15 protein-coding genes and 4 tRNA genes are annotated in these 15,305 nt (G+C 55.3%); 10 read left to right on the top strand and 9 right to left on the bottom strand.

What is annotated here, in order from left to right; translation table 11 throughout:
• Positions 1-22: 22 nt before the first annotated feature.
• From FEZ62_RS18690 to FEZ62_RS18665, 6 genes are all read right to left on the bottom strand, one after another.
• Positions 23-1,006 carry a glycosyl transferase family protein gene (locus FEZ62_RS18690; RefSeq protein ID WP_172929395.1) on the bottom strand — a complete coding sequence of 328 codons (984 nt, stop codon included), beginning with the start codon at positions 1,004-1,006 and terminating at the stop codon, positions 23-25.
• Positions 1,003-1,338, bottom strand: coding sequence for a TusE/DsrC/DsvC family sulfur relay protein (locus FEZ62_RS18685; RefSeq protein ID WP_069900285.1), 336 nt, complete (start codon positions 1,336-1,338; stop codon positions 1,003-1,005). Before FEZ62_RS18685 ends, FEZ62_RS18690 begins: the two co-directional genes overlap by 4 nt.
• Positions 1,335-1,634 (bottom strand): sulfurtransferase complex subunit TusB, encoded by a 300-nt coding sequence (gene tusB / locus FEZ62_RS18680; protein ID WP_069900286.1) that lies wholly within the window; start codon positions 1,632-1,634, stop codon positions 1,335-1,337. The genes FEZ62_RS18685 and tusB overlap by 4 nt, the downstream gene beginning before the upstream one ends.
• On the bottom strand, positions 1,634-1,987 hold the full coding sequence (gene tusC, locus FEZ62_RS18675; protein ID WP_172929394.1) for a sulfurtransferase complex subunit TusC: 354 nt from the start codon (positions 1,985-1,987) through the stop codon (positions 1,634-1,636). Before tusC ends, tusB begins: the two co-directional genes overlap by 1 nt.
• A 1-nt stretch (position 1,988) precedes the next feature.
• Positions 1,989-2,381, bottom strand: a complete 393-nt coding sequence (gene tusD, locus FEZ62_RS18670) for a sulfurtransferase complex subunit TusD (RefSeq protein ID WP_172929481.1) — start codon at positions 2,379-2,381, stop codon at positions 1,989-1,991.
• A 109-nt stretch (positions 2,382-2,490) separates the two neighbouring features.
• A complete protein-coding gene (locus tag FEZ62_RS18665) occupies positions 2,491-3,156 on the bottom strand; it encodes a Bax inhibitor-1/YccA family protein (protein ID WP_172929393.1) in 666 nt (221 codons plus the stop codon).
• A gap of 173 nt (positions 3,157-3,329) precedes the next feature.
• On the opposite strand from FEZ62_RS18665, the gene FEZ62_RS18660 reads away from it, so the two are divergent.
• The 6 genes from FEZ62_RS18660 to FEZ62_RS18635 all read left to right on the top strand — a co-directional run bounded on the left by FEZ62_RS18660 (position 3,330) and on the right by FEZ62_RS18635 (position 7,159).
• Positions 3,330-3,417: transfer RNA gene (locus tag FEZ62_RS18660), tRNA-Ser, on the top strand.
• A 423-nt stretch (positions 3,418-3,840) separates the two neighbouring features.
• On the top strand, positions 3,841-4,485 hold the full coding sequence (gene uvrY, locus FEZ62_RS18655; RefSeq protein WP_069900290.1) for a UvrY/SirA/GacA family response regulator transcription factor: 645 nt from the start codon (positions 3,841-3,843) through the stop codon (positions 4,483-4,485).
• A complete protein-coding gene (gene uvrC, locus FEZ62_RS18650) occupies positions 4,485-6,308 on the top strand; it encodes an excinuclease ABC subunit UvrC (protein WP_172929392.1) in 1,824 nt (607 codons plus the stop codon). Before uvrY ends, uvrC begins: the two co-directional genes overlap by 1 nt.
• Before the next feature lie 33 nt (positions 6,309-6,341).
• Positions 6,342-6,902, top strand: a complete 561-nt coding sequence (pgsA, locus tag FEZ62_RS18645; RefSeq protein ID WP_069900292.1) for a CDP-diacylglycerol--glycerol-3-phosphate 3-phosphatidyltransferase — start codon at positions 6,342-6,344, stop codon at positions 6,900-6,902.
• Positions 6,903-6,970: 68 nt separating this feature from the next.
• Positions 6,971-7,046, top strand: a tRNA-Gly gene (locus FEZ62_RS18640).
• Positions 7,047-7,085: 39 nt separating this feature from the next.
• A tRNA-Cys gene (locus FEZ62_RS18635) sits at positions 7,086-7,159 on the top strand.
• Between the two features lie 120 nt (positions 7,160-7,279).
• Here FEZ62_RS18635 and FEZ62_RS18630 read toward each other — a convergent pair.
• The gene (locus FEZ62_RS18630; protein WP_172929391.1) at positions 7,280-7,858 is read right to left on the bottom strand and encodes a nuclear transport factor 2 family protein; all 579 of its coding nucleotides are present in this window, start codon (positions 7,856-7,858) and stop codon (positions 7,280-7,282) included.
• Positions 7,859-8,396: 538 nt separating this feature from the next.
• Here FEZ62_RS18630 and FEZ62_RS18625 point away from each other — a divergent pair.
• Positions 8,397-8,483 (top strand) — tRNA-Leu (locus FEZ62_RS18625).
• Between the two features lie 261 nt (positions 8,484-8,744).
• Here FEZ62_RS18625 and FEZ62_RS18620 read toward each other — a convergent pair.
• Together FEZ62_RS18620 and FEZ62_RS18615 are read right to left on the bottom strand one after the other, a co-directional pair.
• Positions 8,745-10,088, bottom strand: coding sequence for an OprD family porin (locus FEZ62_RS18620; protein WP_172929390.1), 1,344 nt, complete (start codon positions 10,086-10,088; stop codon positions 8,745-8,747).
• A gap of 55 nt (positions 10,089-10,143) precedes the next feature.
• A complete protein-coding gene (locus FEZ62_RS18615; RefSeq protein ID WP_172929389.1) occupies positions 10,144-11,316 on the bottom strand; it encodes a DUF1624 domain-containing protein in 1,173 nt (390 codons plus the stop codon).
• A gap of 355 nt (positions 11,317-11,671) precedes the next feature.
• Here FEZ62_RS18615 and FEZ62_RS18610 point away from each other — a divergent pair, with 355 nt between their 5' ends.
• The 3 genes from FEZ62_RS18610 to FEZ62_RS18600 all read left to right on the top strand — a co-directional run bounded on the left by FEZ62_RS18610 (position 11,672) and on the right by FEZ62_RS18600 (position 15,272).
• A complete protein-coding gene (locus tag FEZ62_RS18610; protein WP_172929388.1) occupies positions 11,672-12,796 on the top strand; it encodes an HDOD domain-containing protein in 1,125 nt (374 codons plus the stop codon).
• A gap of 205 nt (positions 12,797-13,001) precedes the next feature.
• Positions 13,002-13,655, top strand: a complete 654-nt coding sequence (locus FEZ62_RS18605) for a DsbA family oxidoreductase (RefSeq protein ID WP_172929387.1) — start codon at positions 13,002-13,004, stop codon at positions 13,653-13,655.
• 195 nt (positions 13,656-13,850) lie between these two features.
• Positions 13,851-15,272: an MATE family efflux transporter gene (locus FEZ62_RS18600; RefSeq protein WP_172929386.1), complete on the top strand. Its 1,422-nt coding sequence runs from the start codon at positions 13,851-13,853 to the stop codon at positions 15,270-15,272.
• Positions 15,273-15,305: the final 33 nt, after the last annotated feature.

Genomic DNA, 15,305 nt, shown 5'->3' with positions numbered 1-15,305 from the left:
AATATCTGCCTTTAAATATCGCCTACTTAGATATGACGCGCGCATCCCAGCGTTTCTGCGCCTCGCTAAAGGCATCGCTGCGGCTCATGCCAAGGCCACGCAATGCCAGCGCCATGGTGCTGACAATGGCCAGATTCGCGTAGCTGTCTGTGACCTCGCCAGACCAGACGCTGAGCATATGCTCAACCTGCAGGGACTCGGGCTTTACATGGCGCTGCGCAGATAATGCCGGCCATTCTTCGTCCCAGTTCTCGCCATTGGTGGTGCCATACAAATGGCTGCTGGCGTCTGGATTGATCTCGATTTCACCGCCTTCGCCCTTGATCACGATGGCATGATCACCCAGCAATTGGCTGGCTTCGCGATGCACGGCCTGATAGCCAGGGTGAAAAATGCTTTGCAGGCCGCAGCGCGCCGACAGCGGATTGAGAATGCGGGTTAATGAGTGGATCGGCGAGCGCAAGCCCAACGTATTGCGCAGGTCGATCATCTTCTGCAGCGCCGGCATCCAGTCGCCAAGCGGGATAAACGCTAGGTGCTGTTCATCCAGCGCGGCCTCGACGTGAACCCAGTCGCGGCACAGGGGGATTTCCAGATTGCCAAGCAATTGCTCTGCATACATGCGCCCGGCGGTGTGCGCGCCGCCGCCGTGCAGCAAAATGCGCACGCCACTGTTGGCCAAGGCTTTAGCGGCCAGTAAATACCACGGCATGTGGCGCTTTTTACCGGCGTAGGTCGGCCAGTCAATGTCGACCGCGATCGCAGGTGTTTGCAGTCGCTCGCGCACGGCTTCGGCGAAGCCTGCCATCTCCTCGCTGCTTTCTTCCTTGTGCCGCAACAGCATTAGGAACGCACCCAGTTGGGTGTCTTCGACTTTGTCGTCGAGCAGCATGCCCATCGCTTCACGCGCCTCGCTGCGCGTCAGGTTGCGTGCGCCGCGCTTGCCCTTGCCAAGAATCCGCACGAATTGAGCGAAGGGGTGTTCAGCTGGAGTTTGCAGGATCATAGGCAATTCGTCGGTTTGGGTAGGCCCGCCAACTTGGCAGCGAGTTTGGCAGGTGTGCCATTGAACAGTCGGTTGAGGTGCAGGCTGTTGCCTTTTTCCGGGCCGAGCTTCAGTGCGGTGTATTTGATAAGCGGGCGATTAGCCGGAGACAGCTGGAACTCGGCATAGAAATCGCGCAGCAAATGCAGGATTTCCCAGTGCTCGGGGCTCAGAGTCAATTGCTCGCGTTCGGCCAGCGCCTCGGCCACGGCCTGCGACCAGTCTGCCAGGTTGATCAGGTAACCGTCTTTGTCCAGAGCGATACGCTGCTGGTCGATCTGCAGTTCACTCATAACCAACTATTAACCTTGGCAAAGCGGCAACTGAGTTCGACAAACTCTGGATAATCGATGGCGTTGGCTCGCTTGCCTGCATCGATGTTGCGGGCCTGCAAGTCTTCCTGCAGGGCGTACAGACCGATCGAGTCGGGCATCCGCTCCAGCGTCTGCTGCAGGGCGCTGTCTTGCTGCAAGGCATAGACGGCGTCACCGCAAAGCAATACGCCATCATCAGGGCCAATAATACGCAGACAGCTGCTCAGGCGGCTGTCGGTAAATGGCGAGTGGGATAACACATGTAAGGTGGCCATCAGAGGGTAATCACCTGTTCATAGCGGTCTATCAATGCGCTGATCTCGGCGTCGCCAACACACACAGCTGGCAGCGTGAGCTGGCGGATGCCGCGCTGATCGAGGCAGTGCTGCGAGGCAAACAGCTCCTCTACACCAAACATCGGCAAGGCTTGCAGGTTTGCACTCAGGTCCTTTTGCTCAAGGCTCTGCGGTTGCTGGCCGGGCGCAAGTTGAAACACGCCGTCATCAAGAAACAGCATGCCGATGGGCAAATCAAACGCTCCGCCAGCCAGTGCGATATCCAGCGCTTCGCGCGCGCCTGGTCCAGCCCAAGGGGCATGGCGGCTGATAATAAGTAGAGACTTGGCCATATCAGTTGCCCCCGAAGCAGACGAGTCGGTCAGCCATTTGGCTGGCTTCGTGCAATTGCCCCAAGCCAGAAAGCTCCCACGGCGCTTCAAGGCTGGCGGCGTTGCGGGCATAACGCTCGGCTTCTTCCGCATTGAGCACGCCGCGGCGCAGGGCTGCGGCGATACAAACAACGCCATCAAGCTGATGCGCTGTTAGCAGCTCGCGCCATTGCGCGGCGACATCCAGTTCATCCTGGTTGCTGACAACGCTGCTTGAGGCGCTGTGCACGCCATCCTGATAGAAGAACAGTCGGACAATTTCATGGCCGCTACTCAGCGCCGTCTGGGCAAAGCGTAACGCGCGCCGGGAAGACGGTGAGTAGGGCGGGGAGAACAGGGCAATGGCAAATTTCATGGTCTGGCCAGTCAAACAATCCATGCGAATGATAAAGCCTGACGCCGCAAGATGCTCGCAACAGAAACGAAAAAGCCCGCCGAAGCGGGCTTTTTGTTGAGCGGGGCGATTAATCGCGACCCATGATGCCGAAGATCTGCAGCAAGCTGATGAACAGGTTGTAAATCGAAACATACAGGCTGATGGTCGCCATGATGTAGTTGCGCTCACCACCATGAATGATCGCGCTGGTCTGGAACAGAATGCAGACTGAGGAGAACAGCACGAAGCCGGCGCTGATCGCCAGTTGCAGGCCGCTGATCTGGAAGAAGAAGCCCGCAACCATTGCGCCCAGCAGCACGAAGAAACCGGCGGTAATGAAGCCGCTGAGGAAGCTCATATCTTTGCGCGTGGTCAGCACGTAAGCCGACAGGCCGAAAAACACCAGAGCGGTCATGGCGAATGCTGAGCTGACAACTTCAGCGCCGTTGCTCATGCCCAGGTAGCGGTTAAGGATTGGCCCAAGCGTGTAACCCATGAAACCTGTGAGGGCGAGGGTCGAAACGATGCCCCAAGGCGAGTTGCGTAGCTTGGCGGTGAGGAAGAACAAACCGTAGAAACCGACCAGCACAACAAGGATGTTCGGATAAGCAACGTTGGCGCGTTGTGCAAGAAACGCAACCAAACCGCTGAAGGCCAGCGTAATAGCCAGCAAGCCGTATGTGTTGCGCAGGACACGGCTAACTTCTAGCTGCTCTACCTGCGTGTGGTTCTGGGCGTAATCTTGTGGGTGCATAGCAGACTCCTGTTTGCATGGCGCTCAATAAGCAATTCGACCTTGAGCATAACACCGGATGTAAAAAAATGAGTGCAGAGTATTTGACAGCGTATTTCATTCGGGTAATATGCCGCCCCGCAGGCAGTTACACAGGTGCTGAAGCGCCTTTGGGTTGTCACTGTGATGCAATTGGAAGCGTGGCCGAGTGGTTTAAGGCAACGGTCTTGAAAACCGTCGACTGTAACAGGTCCTAGAGTTCGAATCTCTACGCTTCCGCCATATTTCAGTTGTGGATTGTTTGTACGATTCACACCTCAAAAAAAACCTCCCTTCGGGGAGGTTTTTTTATGCCTGCAGATTATGACTCGGTCGTCATTTGGCGATAAGCGCTTGTTTCTTGGGCAATTGGTGTAGAATGAATCGCCCAATTTGCTGGGCCAGGCTGCTTTTTTCTTGGCGTCAATGCATGAGCCAGACGGCAGCCGAGGCAAGGCAAAAGCGCTCGGAATAATTCGCGTCTATGGCGTCTTGTGCGGCTTTTTTTATACGCAACTGCGCACTCGTCGTGCAGTTTGCTGCGGTGGTTTAACGCAGTGGGCTTGTGATTTTTCGTGGATACGGCAATCTGCCTAGTGTGTGCTTATTTACCCTTGCACAAGCTATCCGTTTTACAGATGCGGCTCACGTACAGAGAGGTGTCGATTGATTAAGGTGCTAGTGGTCGATGATCACGATCTGGTTCGCATGGGCATTACGCGCATGCTGGCCGATATCGATGGCCTTGAAGTGATCGGTCAGGCTGACTCAGGCGAAGAAGCTTTGCGCCTTGTGCGCGAGTTGAGGCCCGATGTCGTGCTCATGGACGTCAAGATGCCTGGCATCGGCGGCCTGGAAGCCACGCGCAAACTGATTCGCAGTTACCCAGACCTCAAGGTCGTGGCAGTGACGGCCTGTGAGGAAGACCCGTTTCCAACGCGCTTGCTGCAAGCGGGTGCGGCGGGATACATGACCAAGGGCGCAGCACTTGAGGAGATGGTTCAGGCCATTCGCCAAGTCTTTATGGGCCAGCGCTTCATCAGCCCGCAAATTGCCCAGCAGTTGGCGCTGAAGTCATTCCAGCCCACTGAAAATGCATCGCCGTTCGATCTGTTGTCTGATCGCGAAATTCAAATCGCGATGATGATTGCCGGCTGTCAGAAGGTTCAGAGCATTTCTGACAAGCTGTGTTTGTCACCCAAAACAATCAACACCTATCGCTATCGGATCTTCGAAAAGCTGGCCATTAACAGTGATGTCGAGCTGGCCTTGCTCGCCGTTCGTCACGGCATGGTCGACGCCTCCAACTGATGGCTAATGTGTTCGATGCCAGCGCGTTTCTAGCAACTTGCAGCGGTCGGCCCGGTGTTTACCGGATGTTCGACGTCGACGCCAAGCTGCTGTATGTCGGTAAAGCGAAAAACCTCAAGAAACGTCTGGCGAGCTATTTTCGCACCACTGGGCTTGCGCCAAAAACCGCAGCGCTGGTGGCGAAGATTGCGCAGGTCGAAACCACCATCACCGCCAACGAGACCGAAGCGCTGCTGCTTGAGCAGACGCTGATCAAGCAATGGCGCCCGCCGTACAACATTCTGTTGCGCGATGATAAGTCCTATCCGTATGTGTTCCTATCGGATGGACAGTTTCCGCGTCTGAGCATTCATCGCGGTGCGAAAAAGCTCAAAGGTCGCTATTTCGGGCCTTATCCCAGTGCCGGCGCCATTCGTGAAAGCCTGAGCCTGTTACAAAAGACCTTTCTGGTGCGCCAGTGCGAAGACAGCTTTTACAAGAACCGCACGCGCCCGTGCCTGCAATATCAGATCAAGCGCTGTAAAGGCCCGTGCGTAGGGCTGGTCGAGCCGGAAGAGTACGCCACCGATGTGCGTCACTCGACCATGTTTCTGGAGGGTAGAAGCAATGCCCTGACGGATGAACTCGGCAGCGCCATGCAGGCCGCCTCGATGAAGCTTGAGTTTGAGCGTGCGGCCGAGTTGCGCGATCAGATCGCACTGCTGCGTCGTGTTCAGGATCAGCAAAGCATGGAAGGCGGCAACGGCGACGTTGATGTGGTTGCCGCCATGGTTAACCCGGGCGGCGCCTGCGTTCACCTGATCTCTGTGCGTGGCGGACGGGTACTGGGCAGCAAGAATTTCTTTCCGCAAGTAGCCATCGAGGAAGAGGGCGCCGATGTGCTGCTGGCGTTTCTCGCTCAATATTATCTGGGCAGTGTCGAGCGCGACTTGCCGGATGAATTGATCGTCAACGCACAGCATGAAGACTTCGCCACCCTGATTGATGCCGTTAGTGAGTCGCGCGACCGGCAACTCAGCATTAGTTACCGGGTGCGTGGCACCCGAGCGCGTTGGCAGCAATTAGCTGTGACCAATGCTGAGCAGGCACTGAGCGCAAGGCTGGCTGATCGTCAGCATGTGGCAGCGCGTTTTGAAGCGTTGGCTCAGGCGCTGGAGATGGACGAGCTGCCGCAACGCCTTGAGTGCTTCGATATCAGCCATTCCAGCGGCGAGGCGACTGTTGCCTCTTGCGTGGTATTCGGCCCGGAAGGTCCGCTCAAGTCGGATTACCGGCGCTATAACATCGAAGGCGTTACTGCTGGCGATGACTACGCGGCCATGCATCAGGCGCTTACGCGACGCTTCAGCAAGATCAAGGACGGCGAGGGCAAGCTGCCGGATATCTTGCTGGTGGACGGCGGCAAAGGTCAGCTGGCCATGGCCCGCGAAGTGCTTGAAGAGCTGGCTGTGCCGGATCTGATCCTGCTCGGCGTGGCTAAAGGCACCACGCGTAAGCCGGGGCTGGAAACGCTTTATTTGAATGATGCTGCGCACGAATTTACCTTGCCTGGCCATTCCCCTGCACTGCATTTGATCCAACAGATTCGCGATGAGTCGCACCGTTTCGCCATTACCGGCCACCGCGCGCGGCGTGGCAAAACTCGTCGCACCTCGACCCTCGAAGGTGTAGCGGGTGTTGGCCCGAAGCGTCGCCGCGAGCTACTCAATCATTTCGGCGGCCTGCAAGAACTCACCCGAGCCAGCAGCGAAGAAATCGCCAAAGCACCCGGCATCAGTAAAAAGCTTGCAGAGTTGATTTATGCCTCATTGCACAGCGAGTAGAATGCCGGCTCACATCAAGGCCCCGATGTCCCGATGAACATACCTAATCTGTTAACTGTGCTGCGCGTCATCCTCATACCGATTTTCGTGCTGATGTTTTATCTGCCGTTTTCCTGGAGCTATTGGGCTGCCAGTGCGGTATTCAGTGTGGCTGCAGTAACCGATTGGCTGGATGGTTATCTGGCGCGGCGCTGGGAGCAGAGCACACCCTTTGGCGCTTTCCTCGATCCGGTAGCGGACAAGCTCCTGGTTGCTGTGGCGTTGGTGCTGCTTGCCGCCGAGCACGGCAACCTCTGGCTGACGCTGCCGGCGACGATTATCATCGGCCGCGAAATCGTGGTGTCCGCTTTACGTGAATGGATGGCTGAAATCGGCGCAAGGGCGCACGTGGCAGTCTCCAATCTCGGCAAGTGGAAAACCGCGGCGCAAATGGCTGCACTGGTTATTCTGCTTGGCAATCCGCCACATTTCACGCTTTGGGTGCTGGGCGGGTATCTGCTGTTGATCGTGGCTGCAGTGCTGACATTGTGGTCGATGGTGCATTATTTGATGGCTGCCTGGCCGCATCTGAGCCCGACCGCTGAAAAGAAATAAAACTTTTTTGAATCAAGGGGTTGACGCCGGGCGCTGGTCATATAGAATGGCGCCCGTCACCAAGACAAGCGGGAATAGCTCAGTTGGTAGAGCACGACCTTGCCAAGGTCGGGGTCGCGAGTTCGAGTCTCGTTTCCCGCTCCAGTTTCAACGGGCCGTTAATGACGGCCTGTTTAGTTTCAAGGCTGAGTAGCAGAGTGGTTATGCACCGGATTGCAAATCCGTGAACGCCGGTTCGATTCCGACCTCAGCCTCCAATTAGAAAGCCCTGTAGATCAATCGTCTACGGGGCTTTTTTCTGTCTGCAGAATTTTAATCCAAGCTACCTGGGGCAATCTTGGGACGCTTGGGTTATCTGCATCGGTGCTTAACGCGCCTTAGTCAGTGTTCAGCCAGGCGTTACCTTCTTCCTTTATCTTGCTTTCCAGTTCGCTGCCGCGGGTGGCAAATACGCGACTGAGCGGGAAGCCGCTTTTTTCCAGCAGATAGGCAAGGGCGGCATATTCACGCGGGTATTTCTCTACTACTGCGCGATCAACTTCTACCGGTCCTGAGGGGAATGTGAAGGCCCCCATGTCGTAAATGCTCTGGCGTTTGACTATTTTCCAAAGGCCCTCGCGCTTTTCTACGCGATCATAGAAGCGGTTATGCACGGCGCAGCCCAGGTTAAGCTGAGCATTCTCTGCAATGATCACCGCATTGGTTTCGACAATTGCTTTGGCACCATTGAACGTAACGACTGGAGCGCCGATCAGGTGCTTTGTGCGCAGGTCGGAGCCACCCATCCGTTTAGACCCGGCGATGAATTCTGTGAACGGACCTTCAAACCACGTGATCTCGATAATTCCATCGGGATGAAACGTGTCAGCCAATTGCTGCCATTGCTCAAGATCGCGGTGAATCCAGCCATTCATGAGGTCAGTGATTTGCAGCCGGTCTTCAATATAAGTTTGCACAGCGCGCTCCTTAAATTGCTTGGGCCTTCGAGCATCTTCTCGCGCGGTTAAAAAATCAAATAAATGGATACGAACGATTAATCCTAAAATTAGCTATGGTCCCTCTGGTCTGGGCGTCGCACTAGTGCCTGAATCACTGCTTGGCATCTGCATACCTGGCGTGACCTATAAGTCTTTGGCGGATGCGCAGCCTCAGGCAGACCTGTTACTGGTAAGTCGTAAAGTTGAAGTGGTCGGAGCAGTTCGAGCCTTTCAGTCGATAGTACGCCAAGTTTCATAAGCGATAGCCAATAGCCAATGTGTGCCGGAGCATTCGAGTACACAGCACAATAATTGATGACGATATCTGGAGTGCAGTTGTAGAGCGCAATCAAATTTAGAAAGGCCTTAGTCGTACGCACCGCAGGGCATTAGCTATTAAGGATATCAATCATTTTTCCTGGAATTGCTTTCAGCCGACATTTTTATCGGCCCAAGTGATTGATAACTCTTTGAATTTAAGGTTAAATGCCGAGCGATTAAACGCACTGCTTCTGCCGCCCGAATGGCGAAATCGGTAGACGCAAGGGACTTAAAATCCCTCGGGGGTAACCCCGTGCCGGTTCGATTCCGGCTTCGGGCACCATATTCAAAACAAAAGCTTACCGCCGATTACACGGGGTAGGCCTTTGTTGTTTTTGGTCCGCAATTCTGAGCGTGGTCCGCAATTGTTATTTTGTTGGTGTGGATTTCTCGCCTTTGCGCTCACCTGATAGGTTTCCGTGTTGGCCAATGTGGGATTTGAGAGTGCTGCTGTCATGCACCAGTTCGCTCACATCAAAAAGCCTCGCGCTGTTCATTCAGGCGGGGCTTTTTCGTATCTGGCTTGCGGGCTATTCAAGCAGAATCAGAATCTACCTGTGAGCGGGTATTCCACGGCGAGGCGTATCTGGTCTGTGTCCAATTCGGCCTGCGCCTTGTTGCCGCGGTGCACGTTATGGCGCAGTGAAAATGCAGTCCCTTTACCGGCACCGCTCTGCACGACATAACGCGCCTCCAAGTCGCGCTCCCAATGTTTGCCGCCCTTGCCGTAGCCCAAATAGGCGTATCCGCCCGCCGTGTCGACGTGGCTGCCATCGATCTTGCTACCGCGCACATAACCGGCGCTGAGTTGCAGGCCGGGTATGCCCCAGCGCGCTGTATCCAAGCTGTAGCGTGCTTGCCAAGACTGTTCGTTGGGGGCGTTGAAGTCTGACAACTGCACGGCATTGGTGATGAAGATGGCGCCACGGGTGACGTAATCAAAAGGGCTGTTGCCATCTACCTGTTGAAAGCCAAGGCTAAAACTGTGCGGGCCCTTGATGTAGGTGGTCAATAAACTCCATGTGGTGTTGTCGATCTGCCCTGAAAAGGCTTTGCCGGTATCAGTGGTTCGATACAAGTTGAAGGTCGTCGACAGCGCCTGGCCCTGTGCAAGCGGCTGAGTCAGGGTTGCACCGAGATACTGTTGATTCCAGCTGTCTGCATAGCGTGAGCTGAAAAGACTGGTGCTTAGCTGACGGTTTGGGCTGACTGTAACGCCAGCCAAGTCGAACGAATTACCTTGCTGTCCATTTGAGTAGTTCACGACAAAACCTTGATCGTGACTGCTGGCGTTGCGGTCTGTGCTCTCGGTGAAATGCCCAGCAACGAGCTTTACGTTCTCAAACTGATTGCTGGTCAGGAACAGTCCCGTCGCTGTTTCTGGCAAGAGTCGGCTGTCGGATGAACTGGAAACCGGTGTTTTGACCCGTTGTTCGCCATAGGCAACAACCGTATCTGCCACCCGCATTTTCAATGCTGCGCCGCCACGACTGAACTCACGCTTTGGATGTCCGGAATTATCCAGCCCGAGCAGGCGCGCTTTACCCGCGCGGCCGCCACCGCTGTCGAGTTGCAAAGCTTGGTAGGCGTGAGCATCAAGACCAAATCCGACGGCGCCACGGGTAAAGCCGGATTGAACGGTGCCCATCAGGCCGTACGCCCATTCCTCGGCATAACCGTTGCGTTCCGAGCGTGGCTTATAGGCGTTGCGCGCGGCGTTGTTGCTGGCGCCGTTGCGATATTCACGGTGATCAAAAACGCTGCGGTTCAACAGGCTCCATGTTGCGTCGTCGATAAAACCGTTTGATTGTGATTGCGCGGACTCAGCAACCGCCCAAGGGCTGCTCAAAGCCAGCAGCAAGGCAGAGGGGATACGAACTGTACTCATCTTTTGGTTTTCACGTTTGCTTGCCGAGGACTCGGCAGCCTCTAAGGTGAATGGCTTACAGGTACTTGAGCCACTTGATGTCACGGCGACGCGCCTTCAGCCGCGCAAACCAACGCACCGGGATGTACAACGCGCAGGCCAGCAGCACGGCAATAATCCATACGGCACTTATGCCATCAACGCCGAAATAGTCGCCGTGATTAAGACCGAACAAGGCTACTGCCAATACGTAGAGCACTTTCAAGACGTATAGATGCAACAGATAAAAGAACATCGGCGCTGCGCCATACACGGCAAGTGTTTGCACTACTTTGTGCAATTTCGGCTGTTCGAAACTGCGCAGTAACAGAAGGCCAACGCCAAGGGTTAAGGCCAGAAACAACAGGGAAGGCGGGTACTTGGTGATATTGAAAAAGCTCATCAGTGTTTGCGTGCTGGTTTCAGCGATTACCCAGGGCGAGTCGCCGTAGGCGTTGATCAGCCGCAGAACCACAAAAGTTGACAATGAGGCTAATCCGGCGACCAGCAGATAGCGCTGACGTTTCACGGTGTCAGTGACGTTGGTGAACCACGGTCCCATGCAGTAGCCCAGAGCGATTACGCCTATCCACGGCAGCAGCGGATATGAAGTGCGCAGGCGCAGGTTATCTGAGAACTCTATCCAGCCACGATCATGCAGAATCGCCCACGGCACATGCATTGCTGAGCCGACAGGGAAGTGCGTTGCATCGAGCAGATTATGTCCGGTGACGATCATCAATCCAAGCGCGCACAGAAGACTGCGCGGCAGCCAAACCAGTGCTGAAAGGGCAATCATGCTGACGCCGATTGCCCAGATCACCTGCAGGTAAATCACGCTTGGCGGGAACTGGAATGTCCAGGCGAAGTTGACGAGCGTGAATTCGAGCACCACCAGAAACAGGCCGCGCTTGAACAGAAAAAGTGAGACATCAGATGTGCCCTGATTTTTCTGGCCATACAGGTACGCAGACAGTCCGGTCAGTAACACAAAAACCGGCGCGCACAAGTGCGCCAACGTTCTGCTGAAAAACAGCGAAGGTTGCGTGGTGTCGATATCCATCGGGTCGAGCACCTGACGATGCAGGAAAAACGTCTCGCGCACATGGTCGAGAAGCATAAACAGAATCACCAGTCCGCGAAGCGCATCAATCGAGGACAATCGTGATGACTTCACGGGGTAAGCAAGCGTTGCCTTTGCAGAGATCATGTAAATTCGCACAGAGAAGGGAGACTGGATGGGATGCAGGCTGCATTAATGTAATACGTAATAACATAACAACTACGAGTCGAATTGAGAAGTCTTATTACCTCTCCATGGCTCTGGCATGGGCATTTCTAAGTGACTCATCCTCAGGCAGTATTGAAAGGCGCCGCCCAGTGCGATCACAATATCCGCCAATTAACCTTACCTTTATAATGTGTAATAAGACTTGCCTGCTCAACCCGTGCCACCGATTGGCATTATTGCGATCTGAACCCGCCTGAGCTAACTGCAGCGCAGAGGGCAGTGTGTTGAGTTATTGCAGGTGTAAGGTGCGAGTTAAGGCTGATAAGGAAATGTTATGCGCGTGATGATTCTGGATAACGACCCATGGAACGCGGAGGTTCTAGAGAAGATCATCCTGAGCATCAGCCCCAATCTGAAAGTCGATATTTTCAGCCGCGTGCACCAAGCGATTGCTGCGCACCGCGAAGGCGACTATCAACTGGTGATGAGTGAACTGAGCCTGCCCGATGCGCCAGGCAGCGACTTGCTCAAACAGATCCGGCGAACCGACAGTACTACACCGCTGGTGATCATTACCGGGCAGGCGGATCGGTCTAGCATCATGGCAGTCCGGCCGTTGGGTATCAGCGCCTTCATCACCAAACCGTTTCAGGTGCGTCATGTGCTCGACTGCCTGAGCAAACTGCTGCCTGCCGATACCGCCACAGATAATTCGCCCGCGCACAGCACAAGCTTCAAGGAGCATCTGGCTACATTACCGGCGCAAGCGCTGGACCTTCCTGTGATTGCCGCAGTGCGTACGCAATTACTCAGCTATCTGGATGGTCAGTCATTCGATCTGCGCAAATTAGCCGAGTCGATGAAGCATGATCCTGCGCTGTGCGCGAAGCTGGTCGCGGTAGCCAACAGCACGGCCTATAACACCGATGGGCGTGCGTGCCTCAGCCACCTTGAAGCGTTGCGCAAACTTGGCGTGCAAACGAGCCTGAACATCGCCCTCGGTATGGCGCTGCGCCAATTTACACAACAGGCAGAGGGGCCGGTTAAAGAGATTATTGAACGCCAGCTTCTCGCCACAGATCAGCTCGCTGAAAAGGCGGTCGCCTTGGCCGTAAAGTGCAATAAAGAACCGGCTCTGCTGCATACCGCCGCGTTGCTGCACCGCATGGGCGAACTCTGCGTGCTTTATCATGCGCAGGTCTGGGTCAACAGTGGCTCGAGCCTGGATGAAGATGAATTGCTGCAAGCAATCAATCTGTTCAGCGAGAATTTTGCCAATAGCCTCAAGGTTAACTGGCAGTTGCCAATGCCGCTGCGTGAATTGATTGGCGCGGTCTACGCGCTGCCCAAAACCCAAATCCGCCGCAAGCAGGTAATCATGCGGCTGGCTGCTGCAGAACAACGGGATGAAGAACCTGCCAGCATCGAGCGGTTAAGGCGCATGGCCGGTTTGACCTGATCGTTTCAGTCGCAGCATGAGTGCTGCTTAGCTGACAATTGCTTGGCGTCGGCACGCGTTGACTCAGCTGTACGTGCCTTGCAAAACGTTTTTGATGGCATGACGCGCTATTCTCGCAATCAGCACCTCGCCACTACGCCGGTGAATTAAACCGGCCTGTGGCAGTCTATGACGCAAGTGTTTGAATAAAAGCTTTGGAGCCACTATGAGCAGCTCAACCCCTGTATTGCAGATCGACATTGTCTCTGACGTGATGTGCCCCTGGTGTGTGATCGGCTACAAGCAACTCGCTCAGGCGCTGCACGCGACCGGTACGGCCTATGAAATTAACTGGCAGCCGTTTGAGTTGAATCCGCAAATGCCCGCCGAGGGACAAAATCTGCGCGAGCACATCAAAGAGAAGTACGGCAGCACCGACGCCGAGTCGGCAGAAAACCGTGCCCGCATGACCGAAATCGGTAATGAGCTGGGAATCGATTTTCGTTTCAGCGAAGACATGCGCATGCACAACACCTTCAACGCCCATCAGTTGTTGCGTTGGGCCGAGCAGGGCGGGCGCAAACATGACCTGAAAATGGCGCTGTTCACGGCTCATTTTACCGATCGCCGTAATCTGTCCGATATCAACGTGCTGGCCGATATCGCCGCTGAAATTGGCCTGGACCGGGCGCAGGCACTGGCCGTTTTGCAGGATCAGCGCTACGCCGATGAGGTGCGCGAGAACGAGCAGTTCTGGGTTCAGCAACAAATCACCGGCGTGCCTGCGGTTGTCTTCAATCGCCGGCATCTGGTCACGGGTGCGCAGGGCGTTGCTAACTACACCTCGATGCTCAAGCAATTGAGCGAGATGCAGGACTGATCAACGCAGCGAGGCAGCTCAACATCTGTCTGCCTCGATCTCGCGGGTAATAAATCGCGGTGGTTCTCCCATCACAACGCGCCCCTGTCGTTGTGTTGCTGATGTGCTGCGGTTTTTTTCCAGTTTGGCGGCTGCCAACAGCATCTACACTTTGACCCAAACCGCTTAATCCCTTCGGTGCTGACAGGAGTCCATGTGGCTAAATCTCGCCAAGATCTTTTCATTAATGGCTCGATTCCGCGTGCATTGTTAACGCTGGCATTTCCAATAATTCTCGCCAACATTCTTCAAGCAGGTTACCAACTCACCGATGCGTATTGGGTCGGCCGTGTCGGCGCCGATGCCATCGCGGCTGTGGCCGTCAGCGCGCCCGTTACATTCCTGGTGATAGCCATGGGTTCGGGGCTAGCGATGGCCGGCGCCACACTCACCGCGCAATACATGGGCGCCGGCAAGCAAGACATGGTCAACCATGTGGCCGCGCAGTCGATGTTAATGGTGACCATCACCTCGGTTATGCTGGGGGCGCTCGGCTATTTCCTGTCACCGCATTTGCTCGGCCTGCTTGGCGTAACGCCCGAGGTACAGGAGGGCGCACTCGGTTACATGCGCGTCTCGTTTATCGGGGTGATATTCGTCTTCATTTATGTGATGTTCCAGTCATTGATGCGCGGTGTCGGCCAAACCCGCGTGCCGCTGTTTATCGTATTGGCCACGGTAATCCTCAATTTTGGCCTCGATCCGCTGTTCATCTTTGGCTACGGCCCGTTCGAAGGGCACGGCGTGATGGGCGCGGCAATGGCAACGCTGGTGACGCAGGGCATTGCCGCGTGCATCGGCATGATTATTTTTCTGCGCGGCAGGCATGGCATCAAGCTCAAATGGAACGGTTTCAAGCCTGACTTCAATTACATCAAGAAAGCGTTTTTTCTCGGTTTTCCGGGTTCAGTTGAACTGTCGACACGCGGCCTCGGGCTGATCGTGATGTCGTTCTTGGTGGCCAGTTTCAACACCACAACCATTGCCTCTTACGGCATCGGCTCGAATGTGCTGCAGGTGGTGATGATCCCGGCCATGGGCTTGTCGATGGCCGTCTCGACACTGGTCGGGCAGAACATCGGCGCCGGAAATATCCAGCGCGCTTCAACCATCACTCTGCTCGGCACGGCCTACGGTTTTACCGCCCTTACGCTGGTGGGCTGCATTGCATACTGGCTGGCGCCGCTGATTGTTGCGGTATTTGCTCCTACCGACCAGGCGGTGATTCGTGAAGGCTCACAGTTCATTCGCATTATGTGTCTGGCTTGGGGAGGAATCGGCGTTCAGCTGTGCGTGGTGTCGGCGTTTCGGGCGTCAGGCAACATGCTCAGCGCGATGATTATTGCCATGGTCTCGCAATGGATGATCCAGTTCCCGTTGGCCTACGTGCTGGCTAAGCACACCACCCTTGGCTCGGCCGGCATCTGGTGGTCGTTTCCGGTCACCAACATTCTCGTGGCGATAATTGCGCTGTGCTGGTTTGCCCGCGGCAGTTGGAAAAAGACCCGCATCACTGAAGAAGACATTCAGACCATCAAGGTTACCGATGGCGCGTTGACCGAGGAGGGCTATCGCTAGTCCGGTAATCTGCTCGCTACAGCCGGAACTTTC

The sequence above is a fragment of the Pseudomonas sp. MS19 genome, from assembly GCF_013277615.1.
GTDB lineage: Bacteria > Pseudomonadota > Gammaproteobacteria > Pseudomonadales > Pseudomonadaceae > Aquipseudomonas > Aquipseudomonas marincola.
The sequence above is the reverse complement of the archived record's forward strand: the minus strand, read 5'-3'. Positions and strand labels throughout refer to the sequence as shown.